The organism is Blautia sp. Sow4_E7 (assembly GCF_052116245.1).
Lineage (GTDB): Bacteria > Bacillota > Clostridia > Lachnospirales > Lachnospiraceae > Blautia_A.
Map to the genome: position 1 here is coordinate 183,196 of NZ_JBQKLL010000003.1, position 16,863 is coordinate 200,058.

The window sequence follows — 16,863 nt, forward strand, 5'->3', positions numbered from 1 at the left end:
ATTCGTCTCCTCTATAAGATAAGAGGTATCCTCTTGTGCAAAAGCCTGAACAGGCGTTGCAGAAAAAAGCATCACACACGCAAGAAAAAGGGCGAACATTCTCCTGAAAACGCCCCCCTTTGGCAATAATATTCGTATATTTTTCAAAACATCAGTCCCCTTTCTGCTTTCCCTTTTCATTCGTCATCAAAACAGTCCTGCACTCTCTTCTGTCATACTATAGATGGTCTCACGCAGCTTCTGTCCGGTAACAGGACGAACCAGGTATTCCCAGGCTCCGCGCTGTAAGGCAGTTTCCCGAAACTGTTCGCCCTCGGCAAGGACGAAAACCTGCAGATTTGACTTTTTTCTTCGCAGCAGTGCCAGTAATTTCCAGTCATTTTTTTGCAAAACATTTATATGAACAAACACCGTATCGATCCTCCGATTCTCCATATGAATAACGGCGAATCCCGGATCAGTATACTGATAGATTACGCTGCCGGGGAAAGTGCGAACCAGCAGTTTTGTCAGGTTTTCAAGCCTCACACGACTCTCATCCACAGTTACAAACACCACGCGGTATCCCCCCAATATCTAACCTCACTATCCTGTGAATCATCTTCGTTTCCTTGAATCAGTATCAATTTGCAGTCTATTATATAATTCTAAAGTAGGCAGAAAGTAGGCAAAGGCAAGTGGGGACAGGTTCCCTCTAAGGAACCTGTCCCCACTATCTTCCCAGCAGACCATTGGTATATTCTCCCCAGCTGTACTGGGTCATATATTCACCTCTGTATGCTGCTTTCCCTTTTCCCTTATCATTTAAATAATCAAAATAATCGCATTCAATCTGCTCCGGCACAACGCCCAGTCTTCCTCGCTGCTGGGAGATTATTTCCTGGCAGCCAGCCGCTTCCAGTGTGTCCAGCAGATCCCTGCGCAAACTCTTAAAATAAGTCTCGTGGCCCTGATCCTCCTCAAAAAGAACAGACCTCATTTCCCCAACGGTGCACATCGCGCCTTTGCGGTCCACCAGATAGGCAAACAGTTCCTTTGTTTTGCTGTACTTGAATTCTATGGGCCTGCCATCCAGATAAACTTCAAAGTTACCAAAGGTATATACCTGTACACGTTTGGCCAGACGAACCGGGTAACGAAGGTGGGCGAGTTCTACCTGCACCCTTTCGGCGGTGATCGGTTTCACCAGATAGCCGCTGGCATGGAGATCAAAAGCCGAAGCCCGGTACTTCCCGTAGCCCGTAGCAAAGATGATATTAATCTGCGGCTGGTACAGCATCAGCTTCTGAGCCAGCTGCACTCCATTTGCACCCGTCATTTCCACATCCAGAAACGCCGCATCGATATGGGATTTCTCTGCAAACATCAGCGCATCCTCACTCCATCGGAAGCTGTGCAGCTCCGCTTCAGGAGCTGCTTCCCGGATCGCATTCATCAGGGCTTCCAATGCTAATTTTTCATCATCTACAGCTATAATCACCATGCATGAATGTCCTCCTTCTTCGGAATGATAATCACGGCAGCAGTTCCTTCTCCAGGAATACTGGTGATTTTCAGCGTACCATTTGCCATGTGTTCCAGCCGCTGGCGCACATTCTCAATGCCAATGTGAACTTCCCCGTCGTCCATGTAGTGCTCAGGGTCAAAACCAACCCCCGTGTCGGTGATCGTAATGACATAGTTTTCTGACTCTTCCCGTGTGGCCAGGGCAAGAACACCGCCGCCCCGCTTTTTTGTAATTCCATGCTTTACCGCATTCTCCACCAGAGGCTGAACAGTCATAGCAGGCAGTGAAAAACCGTCTTCCTGAATGTCGTAAACTATGGTCAGCTCTTCTTCGAATCGAAGCTTTTCCAGTTCCAGATAAGTCTGAATATGGTCAAACTCCCTGCTGAAAGGAATCATTGTCTTTTGATCCAGGGAAGCAAGATTGTTTCGCAAATAGGAAGAGAACTTATCAATCATTTTTCTCGCGGTTTCCGGTTCTTTCCCGCACAGGTAGTAGATGCTGTTCAGCACATTAAACAGGAAGTGCGGCCGAAGCTGGCTGAGCATGATGGAGATCCGGCTTTCCTGCAGTTCCTTTTCCAGTTTCTGCACCTGAACAGAGGCTCTGTAATCATCCGCAATGCCTTTGGCAGCTGCAGCGATATGTACCACAAAGAGAATACAAAACATCCCTTTGGAACAGTTTCCGTGGGACAGGATACTTGAACCAACACCGGCAATGTCCAGCAGTATGGCTGTGCACATCAGAATCCCCGAAACCAGCGCCAGTGCGTTTTTCTTTCCTGTACGGCAAAGCTGAAAAATACAGCAGACCGCCAGCAAAGGGCACAAAAGCCACTGAGAAACAGCCCAGTAAATATAGGTATCATAAATAACTGCTGCACCGGTAAAAGACGACACGATCAGAACAGCATTCAAAAGTGCACTAAGCAGAACTGCCGCCCTTGCTGCTTTTTGCATTTTTCCGGTCAGAACATCACAGAGATAAAATCCCAGGCAAGAAACCGCCAGCATCATGCAAAGCTGCCGGGCATAAGTATTCAGCACCAGCAAGTCGATCAAGAAGCATACATCAATGGCATCAAAGATGAAAAATCCGCCGGCAAACAGGATTATCAGCGCCATGATAAACAGCCTGCCGCCAATAGTAATACGAAAAAAAACGGAGGCCATCGCTGTGCCCAGGAGAATCATAGCCATAACGATAAACAGTTCTCCTGCAATCCGGAAAGGCTGTCCATAGGTCTCCAGATTTCTTTGCAGCAGCCCGGTTTTTTCCGGATTCGGACCGCAGCAGAGTGTATTCAGGAAATCCCGATAGGCGGCCGCGTTTCCATGATCATGAGGATTATACAGGAAGATCTCCAGCTCGTCCTCCGGTTGAATGCCGGGCGAATAGATACTTGTCCATTCCTTCCCACACATGGATGACATCAAATCAATGCCCATGGACAAGCACTGTGAGACAGGATCCAACGCACATTGCTCCCCATTGATGTACATACTGACACCAATATGGTTGCGGTAGTAATATAAATAGGCTCCCTCCGGGATCTCGCCGTCCAGATGTCCCCGCAGGATTACACTGCCGCGAAGTGCAGAAAGCTCTGCCTCTTCAGACAGAGGAAGCCAATTCTCCCCGTCATAGCTGTACTCCCCGCTGAAAGTCAGAGGAATCGGCATCGACAACGCTGCCTGATTGTTATTCAGCGATACGGACAGCAGACAAACTGCTGCCAAAAGCAGCAGAACAGCCAATGCCAGATAATTGATGTATGTTTTCCTGCTCTTCAAAGTTGTCCCTCCGATTTATTCTGTGTCAGGGGAACCTGTCCCTGGCCCCTTACTGCAAGCTTACAAAAGGTTTCTCAAATACAATTTCGCCTTCACCGGATATGCAGTATAATTTATACTGCTTTCCATCTTTTACTCCAATGTAAACGGTATCATCAGCAATTCCCATTTTCCACGGACGGATCCCATTAATCCTACTGCTGCCGCTGCCGTCAGGACAGCTGCTAACAGAATAAAAAGCCGCCTCATCCGTTTTTTCTCACCACATTTAATCCATACACTTTCACCCTTTTTCTGCAGATTACTTCTTTTCACGCACCCTGTTGGAAGTAAATTCCCGATGTTCTCAACTTCTCCAAATTATTCTTCCCTAAAAGGTAATTATATTCAAGCGTTTTTTTTACACTTTGTCAATCCATTCTTAACTGTTTTTTTCAAACAAGGGGAAAACTGGGGGACAGGTTCTCCCTTCACCACCGGCAATACGATTCAGTTCTTCCTCTGCATCCTGACAGCTGATATGTGTGTATACATTCATCGTTACTGAAATATCGCTATGTTCCATAAGGTACTGCAGTATCTTTGGATTCATCCCCGATTTTGCCATATCGGAACAATAGGTGTGCCTGCAGACATGTGGACGTGTCAAGTATGGGACAAAAAAAATATTTCTTTTTTCTTGCCGGATAGTACCTGACCATTCCAATCAGGTACCCCAGCACTTTTATTATCTTCCACAAAATCGCTCTTGTCCAGAACATTTTATCTCTGCCCTAAAAATACATCATCAAAATTCCATTCAATTTCGATTTCCTCCTGGCTATGCACCCGGATAACCTTGATGATCTCCCGTAACTTCTCTGTATCGAATTTCTCCATGTTCAGAAATTCTTCCAGTTTCATTTCCTTCGCAGTATTGTCCTGCTTAAGCATCTTTGCATCACGTTCAGACTCTGCTATCTTTCGTCTGATTTCTTCCAACTGTCTGCCTATCTTTTCTGCTTTCTGCTTGTACAGTTCCCGATCAATACAACCATCTTTGTACCCATCATAAAGTCTCATTTTTTCAGAAGACAACTGGCGGCTCTGTTTCAACAATTCTGCAACATTTGTCTTCATACCTTTGCTCTGGTTCCTTGATTCAACAATCTTCCGGTTTTCCAGCATGGAAGATGCAAACTGATGAACAAGTTCCAGGATATGCTTTTCCATTGGCTCACGTCTGACCACCAGGCTTCGACAGACATGATCACCGCTGGTACGCCCATCCGAGCATTTCAGTAGATGCTCCGTTTCTCTTACCAGACAATGACCACAGTGTGCACACAACATCAGTGCTGGCTGTTTCTTGCGTCTTGCCAGCGTATAATTGGTTCTTGTTTCTGCAACACCTCTGGATTTTTTCGGATGCAGTCTGTTCGCTTTTTCAAACAGTTCCCTGTCAACAATCGGATCATGGTGGTTTTCCAGCCTGATCCAGTCAGACTCGTCATTAAGAACCGCCTTATGACCGGTGTGCATACTGCAGCGTGTTTTACCCCATATCCGGGTTCCAATATAAATCTCATCCCGGATGATTGCAGATACTGTGGTTGGATTCCAGCGTTTTTTCATGATGGTATCAAATCGTCGGAACTGAACCTGCTCTCCTCTTGACATTTTCTGCTCATCACAGGTGGCAATTTCCTGTTTGTTCAGTTCCCTTGTGATCTCTGCAAAGCTCATACCTTCTGCAGCCATCTGGAAGATCATCTTCACCACTTTAGCCGCATCTGGATCAACTTCCAGCCTTCCATCTTTGCCCTTTCTATAACCATATCTGGCATTTACCGGAAGCCTTGTACCGTTTTTCATTCTGATCTGCATTGCGGATGAGATTTTTTTCGACAAATCCAGGCTATACATGTTATAAACCAGATTTTTCAAAGCCACATTCATACCGCCGGTCATTCCAGAGCTGGCTGCACTGTCATAACTGTCATTAATGGAAATAAATCTGATCTGAAGAAGCGGAAAAATATACTCAATATAAAATCCCACTTCCAGATAGTCCCTGCCAAACCTGGAGAAATCTTTCACAACTACACAGCCGATCTGTCCGCTTTTCATATCCTCCTGCAACTGTTGAAAACCATTGCGTTTGAAATGGGTGCCGCTAACACCGTCATCCACATATTCCAGGATATCCGACTCATCCACACCAAGCTGATCGATCACAAACGATTTCAACAGGATCCTCTGAGAAGTCACACTGTCACTTTCCAGTTTGGTTCTGCCATCCACATTCTCATCTTCCATAGATAAACGGATATAGACAGCTGTTTTCCTATTTTCTGTCATCTTGACTGTGCCTCCTTCTCTTTCATTATCTTTTGCAATTCAGCGAACTGGTCATCATATACCAGTTTGATTTCATAATCATACTTACCATGGATAATAATGGAATCCACAAAGGCATCCACCATTTCTTTTGTCAGCTTCCGCTTAGACATATAAGTATGTATCACTTTCCCCCATCCTTCTTCGATATGATAATCTTGGGAATACCGTACCTGCGCCGTCAATACTGCATCCAGACGGCTCTTGATGTTTTCTATTTCATTGGAATAGATACGGGAAAACTGCATGTACTCTTCTTCTGTAATCAGGCGTTCCGAATAATCCTCATATAAATCAGATTTACGCTTACTGATCCGGCTCAGTTCCCGCCGAAGTTTCCCTACTTCCTTGTCCAAAAGCAAATATTGCGTCTGGTTTCTGGAAGCGGAGTTCATTTCCCGGATCATTTTTTCTGTATCCAGTACGTTTTTCATATGTGACTGGATCAGACGAAGGACATCTTCATCCACGTATTCTTTTTTGACCCTGTGCCCCTTGCACTGGTTTCCTCCTGATTTATGGTTTGCATTGGCACCGCAGATATAATAAAATGTCCCGGACTTTTCCCTGGACAGGATCATGCGGTTGCCACATCCTCCACACCTGATCTTGCCGGTATAAAAATTCTGGCTCCGGATGGCTCCATTATTCAGCTGATGCCTCTTTTTATATTCTTCCGTAAATTCCCGGATTTTTTCCTGTACCTGGCGGAACAGCTCTTTATCTATAATCCCTTCGTGGGTATTCTCTGCATAGATCCACTCACTCTCCGGTCTGTTTCTCTGCTTATTTCCCTGGAAAACGCTCTGCTGATATTTTCCATATACGGAATCCCCGGTACAATGAACATCCTGAAGCACACGTTTTACTTCATAATTATTCCACGGTTTGGACTCTGGGGATGGCTTTTCCCCGGATCTATAATATTCCCTCTGCAAAGTTGGGGACAAGACGCCATCAGCGTTGAGTTTTTTTGCAATATCACTGTAACTGCATCCATCCATATACATAGAAAAAATTGCCCGTAAATGTCCGGCAGCTTCCTCGTCAACTACCAGCTGGTGTCTGTCCTGTTCTGATTTCCTATATCCATAGGGTTCCCAGGCACCGGTAAATTTCCCTTCTCTCCACAATGCTTTTTTTGCACTGCTGCTCTTTTTTGCAAGGTCTTTGGAATAGAACTCATTGATAATATTCTTTAAGGGAACAGTCAGATCCACTCCCTCCCGAAAAGAATCAAAATATCGTTTCCTCTGTTTCCATAGAAATCCTTGCATATAACCCTGCCCGGAACGGTCTTTTGATCTCTTCCTGAACGGCTGCACCGCTGACCGTTTCAGAAATATTTTTCCTGCTTTTTCGTGCCATTTTATACAACCTCCTTTATCTTGACCTGCAGATTGTTATCCGGATCTGTTGCAACCTCCACTCCCATAGCCGGAAGCTGTGTCAGCAATGCCTGATAACAGTCATCAAAGTCAAAGACGATCTCAATATTCTTTTTGTCATGGACTCTGATTTCCCGAATCAATTCCACGATTACCGTCCTGGTCAGCACTTCAATATCCTGATATTTCACAAAATAATCCAGCCATGTGTTAGAAGCATCTGCTTTTTCCAACATGTTATCCATTTCTTTCTGGATTGCCCGGATACTCTCTTCTGCATTCCTAAGCCTTTTTCCATATGCTGCATGAAGTTCTACATAATCTTCTTTTGATAACTTCTCAAGATTTGTATGACTGTGGTATGCTCAAAGAATCTTTTGAGCGTGGATATCTACAAATTCTATCTACAAAGTACAAAACTTTTATTGATGTTATCAATGGTTCCTTTGTGTTTCAGGATGGTGTATGGAGGTGTAAATAATGTATTGGTTATTAGACTACGCAGAACAGGAAAATCTGCGACAACGAATGATTCGCTTACAAAGTACAATTCTCAATAGGCAACCTCGAGATCAGTCCGAACAGATATTCCCGTTCATTGGCCGAAAGAGTCGCACAATTGCAAGAACACTGATCGAGAATCTCACGGATGAAAATGCGGTTGTTGTAGACCCGTTCGGGGGCTCTGGTACATTTGCATATGCTGCGCTTGATGCTGGCCGTCATGTGCTCTTTAATGAATGGGAACCATACGCCTACAAAATGTCTACGGCTCCATTCCGTGGCGTCCCGGATTCAGAGGAGTACTGTGCTTCTTTGCGTTTTATTACACAGCGCGTAGAACCTACTATGAATGCCATCTATAAAACAAGATGTCCGAACTGCGGAACAGAGCTATCTTTTGACGGCTTATTCTTCGATCGTGACCCTCTTGAGTATTACCATCCAACACCGCATGAACGTCTTGGAGCAAACGGTGAAAACGTAATTTTTAGAAATCGCCGTTATAGATGTCATTGTGGATGCACAGAAAAACACTATGATGATTTTGATGAAGCTGTGCGCCTTCAAGTGGAAGCTATGCCCTGTGATTTCCCCAACGTTGAATTAATTGAGAATTCTCGACTAAATTTCACTGCTCCGCAATATACAGCATATCAAAATTTGTTCTCCAAGCGTCAACAAATTGCTTTAATGACTCTCAAGAACGCTATTGCTGAGCTACCGGAATCCACTCGCACATTCTTCGAGGATACGCTTATTTCAATTACTCACTGCGGAAAATACACTGATTACCGCAGTAAAAGTCAGGACAATCATTGTCCTGAAAATCGCTTAAAGGAAACTAATCTATACCATAGGTTCTTGGAAAAGCTGGAAGAACGCAAAACCTACATTGCTACGCAGAATTTCGATTTAAATCTATTGGAAGTTAGTTCTATGGATTATCGTAGCTTTTTGCATACTATCCCACCCAATACAGTTAATCTTCTGCTGACAGATCCTCCATATGGAGACAATGCCCAATACTTTGAGCATGCCCAAAGAGTACACCCAATTATGGGATATTCACTAAGAGAAGATAACGATAGGCTTCATAACGAAGTTGTTATTAGCAATGCTCCATCAAGAGCGGACAAACACAGCAAAGAGCAATTTCTCACCGATATTGAGAGATTATTTGTTGAAGCAAATCGGATTGTTGATGACCATGGATTTATGGTTTTGTATTTTAGACCGCAGCAACGAGATTGGGTTAGCGATCTCAACAAATTAAAAGATTTTGGGCGACGCCATGGTTTCGAGCCACTCTTAACCATTTCTGCAGGAATCTCTGATCCTTCAATGAGGGCATTGGCTTCTGCCGCTTGGACATTCAAAAATGATGTATGCTTCATTTTCCTGAAGCTACGAGAAAGTGAGCGTCGATGGTACGAGGGTGAAACCGATATTGACGAACTCGTTTTCTTAGCTGCTACAAAAGCTGCGACAGATCAAGGCAATCCGTTTGTCATCACTCAGTTTAATCAGGAGTTTTTATCCCAATTGCGTAGGTGTGGTTTGATGCGACTGGCTCATCCAATGTACGAAAATAAAATTAAAAGAACGTTGGAGCGATTTACAACAAGAAATGGAGCGCAGTATCGACTTACCGGCTTATCTCCTTATACTATGATGAACCGTGAAATGAATGCTGAAATCAGGCTCCGTGAGTTTGCTCCGGTCGTAATTGAGGAATTAACTGCTGATGGACAAGGTTTTACTTTCGAGGAGTACGTGATTCACCTTGCCTCCTTCATGGAAAATGGCAGTCGAGAAATTATCAATCAATTACACACTGCAAACAGACTAATTCCAGAACTACTAAGCGTTTATGCTGTAGAGGATCCTGAACAAGGTAAATTCTTCGCTAGTAATACAATCAATATCAACCATAATGCTGATGGACGAGAGCATTTGTGCGCAATGGATCCATATGACTTTGAAAGATTAATTGCAGACTACTTTGTTCGGAGGGGATTTGTACATGCAGAAGTCATTGGCCGTTCTGGAGATAGAGGCGTTGATGTCCTTGCCACAAACATTCACGGCGAATATGAATTGATCCAATGTAAGAGATTTTCCATATTGCGCCGCAAACAATGATATACGATTATCCGCATACTCCACAGTTCTGCTCTTCACAGGATTGCGCATCATCCACAGCATAACGGAAGTATTAAATTTCAAATTCTGGGATTCTTGTCATTGTGAAACGGGCAGACTGCCATGCCATGATGGTTGACCGGAATGCCGTACATCTCTGCCGCCTGTCGGGTGGTCAAGTTCTGTTTGACCGCTTCAAATACATTCAATAGGTTGTTCCTCCCAAAAATAATTGTTGACTTTTTTGTAAATTTTCTGTCTAATAGATTGACTGTGCAATGCAAATCACATATAATATAAGTGCAATAGCAAGGAAAGGAGTTGACATTCATGGCTACCACAACTAATTTCAGTGTCCGTATGGACAGCGACATTAAGAAACAGTGCGAAGCAATGTATGGTGAATTAGGTATCAACCTTACTACCGCTATCAATGTGTTTCTTCGCCAATCGCTCCGTGTCGGCGGTTTTCCTTTTGATGTTCGCATGGAGCAGCCGAACAAGGAAACGATGGCAGCAATGCTGGAAGCAGAACGCATTGCCCGTGATCCGTCTGTAAAACGCTACTCTGATGTAGAGGAAGCATTGAGGGCGTTGAAAGAATGAGTAAACATTTAGACATTGTTTGGACAAATCAATTTAAGAAGGACTACAAGCTGGCGATGAAACGCCATCTTGATATTGACCTTCTGGACGACATCATTCGCAAACTGGCAAGCAGCGAACAGCTTCCAGAAAAGAATAAAGACCACGCTTTAACCGGAAACTGGGTCGGACATCGTGAGTGCCACATTCAGCCGGATTGGCTATTGGTCTATCGGATTGAGAATGATTTGCTCGTCTTGACATTATCCCGAACAGGAACGCACAGCGATTTATTTGGAAAGTAAGAAAATGCACTCGGTACAAATGCCGGGTGCATTTTTCTTTCCGCAGGAAATGAAAAAGCACCTGCTATCTTCAAAGTCGAAAACGGCAAGTGCCTTACAGTTCCATATTCTGTTTTTTCTGTTGTGGGGTTTTCTGCTCCGGCTGATGGTTGCTCTGCTCTTGCAGAAACTTCATCTTCTCCGTGACGGAGTGCTTCGGTTCGGGCTTTTTCTCGACCTCGGACTGCTCCGGCGTGAGGACTTTGCTAACCCAATAGCGAATATCCTTCATCGGCTGCAATTCCTCCTTGGCGGCGGCAAGCTGTCCGGCAAGCTCTGCATAGGTTGCTTGCAGCTTGCTGTACTTCGCTTGCAGGGAATCCAGATTGACATTCAAATCCACGCCCTGCTTTTTGAGATAGCGGAACGCTTTGTTGAAGTTGTCCAGCTCGTCCTTGTGGCTTTCTGCAAACGCTGCCTGTCGTGCTTTCCAGCCGATTTTCAGATACTTGTCATGAACCGCTTTGTGGGTCTGGCAGTCTGCCACGGCGTTCTGAATGCCGGTAATGACTTTCATGCGGGCAGATGCTTTCTTCATGGCGGCGTTGATGCCCTTGGACTTCTCACTCATTCCTTGCAGGGCTGCATCCAAATCTTCCAGCGTGAAAAGCTCATGCTCTTTCAGATAGATCATTGCTTTGGAAACCGCCTTCAAATCATCGGTCGTGCCTTTCTGTTGACCGTATCTTGACCAGTCGCTGCGCTCTGATTTGCGTAAGTTCAGATAGTCACGCAGCAGAAGAACCAAATCAGGTGCAGTGCTTTTTGGCTGTGCTTCCACCTCCGCAAAGGCTTCCTTGGTCGCTTCCACAATGTCTGCAATCCAGTTCCGCAGATTTTGGATGGTGCTGCGGATGGCATTCATCATGCGGTTAGCCGCCTTAATATCCCGGTTGAGATTGCCGATATTGGTTTCAATGCCCTTGCGTTCCAGAGCGCAAACGGCGGCTCCCATGTGGACGGTCGGAATCTTATCCAGCCCCTGCCGTTCATAGGAGCGCATATCCACCCGCTCAGGACTTCCGGCAAGTTCCAGATACTTATTTTGAACAAGCTCCCAGCCGTGCCTCCATTCCTCGGCATCACATTTTGGTCTTTCGTAATAGCATAATCCACACCGTATTTCCGCGCCACCTGTTCAAAGCCTTTCAAATCCGTTTTCTCAATGGGGATACTGCTGACTCCCTGATTCTGACCGATCAGTTCTTTGATGCTCTGCTTTCCAACCGACAGCTGCGCTGTTTTCTGAGCCACTTTCGCCTGATGGTGCCGTTTCCACGCATTATAGCCATTCACGATGGCGCGAAAGGTCAGTTTCGTAGTACTAATTGCCAGATTGACAGTACGATTTTCAACTTCTTCCTGCATGAATCTCCACCTCCTTCCTTACAAACCGTCCCGATCCGGTGCCGGTTTACTCTTTTCCTGGGGCTTTGCAGCCTTTTCCTCCATCTTCTTCACCATGTCATTCGGAACCGGAATCGCCATGATGCTGCGACCCATACGGACGAACATCTGGGGCTGATGGAACTGCTCCTCAAACTTCTGCATCTGCTCCGAGATCAGAGAACCAAAGTCATCCTCTGTCAGCCCAACCACCAGAAAATCACCGGCATAAATGTCCTGCATATCCCCGTCTTCGGTGTAAATCGCACGGTTCAGTGACAGGCCATTGATTTTGCCTGATTCATTCAGAATAATGGCCACTTCATCCTCAAATGGATAAGTTACTTCAATATCCCCACCAACCATTGCCTGCAAATCTTCCAGCTCCGTGCCAACGCTGATTTTCTTCGGGTAGGCGTTGGGCTGTACCAGCAGCACATCCATTGTCCTGGTCTCTGCCAGTTCATGTTCTCCCACGGTCTTGAAATCCACGCCGGTGAAATCGCCGGAATCCAGAACATAGTCCTGATTGTTCCAAGCCTCTGTCACCATGCGTTCCGCATCTTCTTGTGAGGCAGCTTCCACAGAAACCTTTCTCTGGAGAGTTTCCGTAATCTCTACATCGAATTTCTTCATAGGCTCCTCCTTGGATCAGGCGCAGTGCCGGAACCGACTCGCCGCCAACGGAAACCACCGTCAGATTTTCGTTCACATAGTCTATGGTGCGTTCCAGCGTAAACAGGTTGATGCTGCATTCGTTGCCATTCTGGTCGATTTCCGAAACCTCCGCAGCTCCCAGCAGATAGCGGGTTCTGTCTGTCTCGATTACATCGCTCTCATCATAATGGAGAAGCAGCTCCCCATCTGCCACCAGATCAGCCTCCATCTCATCGTAAACATCCTCAAAGATGTCTCGGCTACCGTCCTCGGTCAGAAGTTCGCCGCCAGCCCCCGGCAGGATCACCATCACAATACGCTCCTTCGGGTGATCTTCACGGATTGCCTCCAGCATCACCCAGTTATGAAGCATCGCAATGGACTTCTCAAACTTGGGATCATCCATCGGATTCGGCTGCGATGCACCATTCGGGCAGTTCTTGCAGTCCATGCTGCACACTGCGTTGTTCTGATTCTTCTTAAAGTTCATCATCATAAAAATCTCCTTCTCATCGTTCCATATCTCGTTGTTTGCTTCGCTGCCACTTTTCCAGCAGCCGGATAATCGTGTCCTGCATCTGCTTCGGCGTATAGGATTTCGGGAAATACTTCCGAAGAACCTCATTTTTAATCGTCACATGGTCAAGCTCATCCTTTTTTTATTTCATTCATCACTTCACACATGGCATCCAAGGTGTAGCCGCCCTCCTGCGAGAGCTTTTTCAACCGCTGTGCCTGCGACAGGGATGGAGATGCCTGTGCATAATCCATTGCCTCCAGAAATTCTTTCTGTTCGGGCGGTTTCAGGTAAGACAGCTCTACTGCCGGATTGAAAGCGATTTTCTTTTCATCCACCATATCCAGAATTTCAGGAATCAGGTTGGTAAGGCGGATAAATCGCTTTACTTGGGATTTACTGTCACCAGCTTCTTCAGCTACAACCTGAGCTGCCCACGACTTCGGCCCAACTTGGGCCGAAGTTAAATCCGACCTTTCACCTTGATGCTTCATCGCTTCCAACTTCATCTTGTAGGAAAACGCTCTCTCACTGGGCAGGATATTTTCCCGCTGCAAGTTGCTGTCCACCATGAAAATGATTGCCGCATCATCGTCCATTTCCTTAACGATGACCGGCACCGTCTCCAAACCTGCCAGCTGTGCCGCATGAAGTCTGCGGTGTCCCGAAAGTATTTCAAATCCGCCTTCCGGGTCAGGTCGGACAATCAGCGGTGATACCACTCCAATCTGCTTGATGCTCTCCACAGTCTGTTCCATCAGCTCATCGTCCAGCACCTTAAAGGGATGACCTTCAAAGGGATGCAGGTCAGAAAGCGCCATCTCCGTCCGCTGCTCCTTAGCCGCAGCGTCGGCAGCTGAGCCACTGCGTTTTTCTGTTGTAATACTGGTTTTTGCTTTTGCCATTCAGCCTCTTAACCTCCTTCCAGCGGTGATAGATGTCATTCTTACCTGCGAAAAACGCCTTTTTTGCCTTGCACTTCATAGATCAAGTACCTCCTTAACGACCTGTTGTTTCTCTTTTCCAATGCTCTTTCTGCGGTTCTCTCCGCTGATTCGCACCGGCGTACACATTTCCAGAATCCTGCTGTAGATCCGGGCATATGCCACATCCTGCGGATTGCGGATTTCCGCAATCTTCAGATTGGTTGTAATAATGACCGGAAGCCCAGACTTGTAACGCTCATCAATGACAGCGTAGACCTGCTCCAGCGCATATTCGGTGCTGCGCTCAATTCCCAGATCATCCAGAATCAGCAAAGAATAGTTGGAAAACGAAGCGATATACCGATATCGTTCTTCCGAATACATGGCACCCATCTGGTTCAGGATTTTGGAGAAGTTCGTCATCAAAGCCGGAATGCCCTGTTCCAGCAGCGCATTGGCAATACATGCCGCCACAAAGGACTTTCCGGTTCCGACATCTCCCCATAACAAAAGGCCAAGGTTTTCAGCCTTGACCTTTTTCCACTGCTCCACATAGCGTTTTGCCATCTGGATATCCTTATTATCTTCTGCAACTGCAAAATTCCATTCCTGAAGATGCTTTTCCTGAATCCCCGTTGCTTTCAGCTGCCTGATTTTACGCTGCCGCTCCACCAGTTCATCCTGGCGTTTCTTTTCCGCCATCGCTTCCTGCTGGCATCTGCAAAGGCAGGGAACGATCTTTTCTCTGCCCCAGAGCTTTACTCTGCACTGCACCGGCGTATGGCAGTTCCGGCAATACAGCAGCCCGTCCTCGCCCTGGTATTCCTGCTCTCCGGGTTCTTTCGGTGCAAAGAGCGAATCCAACGCCGCATTCAAAACTTCAGGCACCATTTCGCTCATAGGCTGTCTCCTTCCTCAAATGTGTAGTCTGCCGGGTTATACTTCGGCTTTTCTCTCTTTGCCCAGCTTCGGATTGTGGCAAGGTGATTTTTGTAGCTCTTGCCGGTGGAAGCCATATACTCAGAGAGCCGTTCCACCCGCATCTGATAATCTCTTGGGAACTCCTGCCGGAGCTTGCCGTATTCTGTGTCAGAGAAAAGGACATTTTCGTATGAGCCATACCGGTGCTGGATTTCCTTCTTCTCTCTTTTATTGATTGTTTCAGTACTTGTTCTATTAGTACTTAATTGCGCGGGATTTTCCGTAACCGGTGTGTCCGTATTCGGATTTACCGCATACGGCTTTTCCGTACACGGTGATTCCGTACACGGCTTTTTCCTTGGCATCTCATAAATCACATACTCTGCTCTGCCCATCCGACCGTTACTCTCACGCTGCTGGTTCCTTTCCAGATACCCAAGACGCTCCAGCTCTTTTAGAGCCGTAAGCACTCCATCTACGCCATCCGGCGTAATCGAAGATAATCCCCGTACCGAATAGTTCCATGTGTCCGGCAAACTGAGCAGCATAGAGAGAAGCCCTTTCCCTTTCAGGCTGAGACCCTGATCCCGCAGGTGGTAATTGCACATCGTTGTGTAATTGCTATTTTTCTCAACCCTGAATACCGGCATGGTGTTCACCATCCTTTTTCGCAGGCTCCGCTTTTTTCTTCGGACATTTGCGCGGACGATCTTCGCTGTCCTCCCGGCGATGGTATTTACCTGTATCCTGCATCATGCGTTCAAACGCCTGAAGGCGTCCCTCTGTAAAAAGCGTCATTCGATCACACCCCATTTCTTAAACAACTTGAAGAGATGATTCTTTCCCTTGCAGGTCACTCTCGTCTGCTGCACCAGCTTTCCGCTTCTGCCATAGCAATCTCGGACAATAAAATAGCCCCTTGCAGATTTGTCTGCAAAAGGCATCAGCCAGCCGCTTGGACTTCGGTACAGATAGCGGTGATCCAGTAAGAGAGTCACTGCCGTCTTCTCCGGGATTCCGATTTCCTTACAGAAATTCCGGATGCAGGTACAATCCTCCGAGTTCACAAAGGTGTCGAAGTAGTCTGCCTTGGGCTGAGCCGCATCCAGCTGTTTGCGGATACCCTCAAGCTGCTCCCTCTCGGCTACAAGCTCCTGTGCCAGGGTGTAGATGACCTCCGGATGCTGAATCACTTGATCCAAAATGGAATCGCTCATATACACACCATGCTTGCGAATGGAAGGGAGAACTTCATCAAACACCCAACGCTCAAATCGTTCTGCCGATGGCAGCTTGCTGTGAACGATCAGCCGGTAAACATCGCCTTCCGTAATAAAGGAGATTTCAACGACCTGCTCTCCAGCATCCCCATACTGATTCACCTTCTGCACGACCCCCTCGCGTTTCGTCAGGGGGCCTCTGCAATGGCGTTTCACAGCGACGTAGGGATTCACATACCCCAACGCTTTCGCCACATCGCTGTCATGGGTCTTCTGATTGAAATCCGTCATACCTGTTACCTCCTACTCAAATTTGTCTCGCCGGATTTCGGGCAAAAAAATAGAGCCTCGACCCATTCTCGTTTTCAAAGAATGAGCCAAGGCTCTATGTAACAGGATACCTGATATTATTTTTTTGCAGAATTCGTCAAAACTCGCCAAACGATCCTGACACTGTTTTTCATTCTATTTCAGCCGGATTTTTCCCAAAAATCTGTCAAGGATATGGGGCTAATTTCCCCTCCAAAATGGCCTTTTGTAAACCCATTTTCCCACCCATTAGGCTCAAAAATAGGCCGTAAACCCATGGTA

General features: G+C 46.3%; 17 protein-coding genes and 6 pseudogenes. 3 read left to right on the forward strand and 20 right to left on the reverse strand.

Features of this window, described 5'->3' with window-relative positions; translation table 11 throughout:
• Positions 1-186 precede the first annotated feature (186 nt).
• The 9 genes and pseudogenes from ACTQ50_RS03545 to ACTQ50_RS03585 form a co-directional block, all read right to left on the reverse strand.
• Positions 187-558: a response regulator gene (locus tag ACTQ50_RS03545; RefSeq protein WP_441482989.1), complete on the reverse strand. Its 372-nt coding sequence runs from the start codon at positions 556-558 to the stop codon at positions 187-189.
• 154 nt (positions 559-712) lie between these two features.
• Complete coding sequence (locus tag ACTQ50_RS03550) at positions 713-1,483, reverse strand: response regulator (protein WP_441482990.1); 771 nt, start codon at positions 1,481-1,483, stop codon at positions 713-715.
• Entirely contained in the window at positions 1,477-3,303 is a 1,827-nt protein-coding gene (locus ACTQ50_RS03555; RefSeq protein WP_441482991.1) for a sensor histidine kinase, read from the reverse strand. Before ACTQ50_RS03555 ends, ACTQ50_RS03550 begins: the two co-directional genes overlap by 7 nt.
• A gap of 132 nt (positions 3,304-3,435) precedes the next feature.
• Positions 3,436-3,618, reverse strand: coding sequence for a hypothetical protein (locus tag ACTQ50_RS03560; protein ID WP_441482992.1), 183 nt, complete (start codon positions 3,616-3,618; stop codon positions 3,436-3,438).
• A 106-nt stretch (positions 3,619-3,724) separates the two neighbouring features.
• A pseudogene (locus tag ACTQ50_RS03565) lies at positions 3,725-3,961 on the reverse strand (tyrosine-type recombinase/integrase); the annotation flags it as partial.
• Positions 3,962-4,065: 104 nt separating this feature from the next.
• The gene (locus ACTQ50_RS03570) at positions 4,066-5,643 is read right to left on the reverse strand and encodes a recombinase family protein (RefSeq protein ID WP_441482993.1); all 1,578 of its coding nucleotides are present in this window, start codon (positions 5,641-5,643) and stop codon (positions 4,066-4,068) included.
• Positions 5,640-6,902: a recombinase family protein gene (locus tag ACTQ50_RS03575; protein WP_441482994.1), complete on the reverse strand. Its 1,263-nt coding sequence runs from the start codon at positions 6,900-6,902 to the stop codon at positions 5,640-5,642. The genes ACTQ50_RS03570 and ACTQ50_RS03575 overlap by 4 nt, the downstream gene beginning before the upstream one ends.
• 16 nt (positions 6,903-6,918) lie before the next feature.
• Positions 6,919-7,050: a hypothetical protein gene (locus ACTQ50_RS03580; RefSeq protein ID WP_441482995.1), complete on the reverse strand. Its 132-nt coding sequence runs from the start codon at positions 7,048-7,050 to the stop codon at positions 6,919-6,921.
• Between the two features lies 1 nt (position 7,051).
• Positions 7,052-7,306, reverse strand: a complete 255-nt coding sequence (locus ACTQ50_RS03585; protein ID WP_441482996.1) for a DUF4368 domain-containing protein — start codon at positions 7,304-7,306, stop codon at positions 7,052-7,054.
• A gap of 244 nt (positions 7,307-7,550) precedes the next feature.
• Between ACTQ50_RS03585 and ACTQ50_RS03590 the strand changes: the two genes are divergently transcribed.
• Complete coding sequence (locus ACTQ50_RS03590; RefSeq protein ID WP_441482997.1) at positions 7,551-9,716, forward strand: DNA methyltransferase; 2,166 nt, start codon at positions 7,551-7,553, stop codon at positions 9,714-9,716.
• A gap of 89 nt (positions 9,717-9,805) precedes the next feature.
• On the opposite strand, the pseudogene ACTQ50_RS03595 reads toward ACTQ50_RS03590, so the two are convergent.
• Positions 9,806-9,925, reverse strand: a pseudogene (locus tag ACTQ50_RS03595) (CHC2 zinc finger domain-containing protein); the annotation flags it as partial.
• A gap of 121 nt (positions 9,926-10,046) precedes the next feature.
• On the opposite strand from ACTQ50_RS03595, the gene ACTQ50_RS03600 reads away from it, so the two are divergent.
• Positions 10,047-10,322 (forward strand): type II toxin-antitoxin system RelB/DinJ family antitoxin, encoded by a 276-nt coding sequence (locus tag ACTQ50_RS03600; RefSeq protein WP_441482998.1) that lies wholly within the window; start codon positions 10,047-10,049, stop codon positions 10,320-10,322.
• Positions 10,319-10,606: a type II toxin-antitoxin system YafQ family toxin gene (locus ACTQ50_RS03605; protein WP_441482999.1), complete on the forward strand. Its 288-nt coding sequence runs from the start codon at positions 10,319-10,321 to the stop codon at positions 10,604-10,606. Before ACTQ50_RS03600 ends, ACTQ50_RS03605 begins: the two co-directional genes overlap by 4 nt.
• A gap of 94 nt (positions 10,607-10,700) precedes the next feature.
• Here ACTQ50_RS03605 and ACTQ50_RS03610 read toward each other — a convergent pair whose 3' ends face one another.
• The 10 genes and pseudogenes from ACTQ50_RS03610 to ACTQ50_RS03655 form a co-directional block, all read right to left on the reverse strand.
• Positions 10,701-11,513: a hypothetical protein gene (locus ACTQ50_RS03610; protein WP_441483000.1), complete on the reverse strand. Its 813-nt coding sequence runs from the start codon at positions 11,511-11,513 to the stop codon at positions 10,701-10,703.
• Between the two features lie 114 nt (positions 11,514-11,627).
• A pseudogene (locus ACTQ50_RS03615) lies at positions 11,628-11,768 on the reverse strand (MobA/MobL family protein); the annotation flags it as partial.
• Positions 11,723-12,013: pseudogene (locus ACTQ50_RS03620) on the reverse strand (PcfB family protein); the annotation flags it as partial. The pseudogenes ACTQ50_RS03620 and ACTQ50_RS03615, both read right to left, overlap by 46 nt.
• An 18-nt stretch (positions 12,014-12,031) precedes the next feature.
• Positions 12,032-12,523 (reverse strand): DUF3846 domain-containing protein, encoded by a 492-nt coding sequence (locus ACTQ50_RS03625; protein WP_441483042.1) that lies wholly within the window; start codon positions 12,521-12,523, stop codon positions 12,032-12,034.
• A gap of 57 nt (positions 12,524-12,580) precedes the next feature.
• A pseudogene (locus ACTQ50_RS03630) lies at positions 12,581-12,667 on the reverse strand (DpnD/PcfM family protein); the annotation flags it as partial.
• Positions 12,668-13,197: 530 nt separating this feature from the next.
• Positions 13,198-14,110: pseudogene (locus ACTQ50_RS03635) on the reverse strand (ParB/RepB/Spo0J family partition protein).
• A gap of 75 nt (positions 14,111-14,185) precedes the next feature.
• The gene (locus tag ACTQ50_RS03640) at positions 14,186-15,031 is read right to left on the reverse strand and encodes an ATP-binding protein (RefSeq protein WP_441483001.1); all 846 of its coding nucleotides are present in this window, start codon (positions 15,029-15,031) and stop codon (positions 14,186-14,188) included.
• Entirely contained in the window at positions 15,028-15,702 is a 675-nt protein-coding gene (locus ACTQ50_RS03645) for a helix-turn-helix domain-containing protein (protein ID WP_441483002.1), read from the reverse strand. Before ACTQ50_RS03645 ends, ACTQ50_RS03640 begins: the two co-directional genes overlap by 4 nt.
• Positions 15,683-15,850, reverse strand: coding sequence for a hypothetical protein (locus ACTQ50_RS03650; RefSeq protein WP_009532276.1), 168 nt, complete (start codon positions 15,848-15,850; stop codon positions 15,683-15,685). Before ACTQ50_RS03650 ends, ACTQ50_RS03645 begins: the two co-directional genes overlap by 20 nt.
• Positions 15,847-16,563 (reverse strand): phage antirepressor KilAC domain-containing protein, encoded by a 717-nt coding sequence (locus tag ACTQ50_RS03655; protein ID WP_441483003.1) that lies wholly within the window; start codon positions 16,561-16,563, stop codon positions 15,847-15,849. Before ACTQ50_RS03655 ends, ACTQ50_RS03650 begins: the two co-directional genes overlap by 4 nt.
• Positions 16,564-16,863 lie beyond the last annotated feature (300 nt).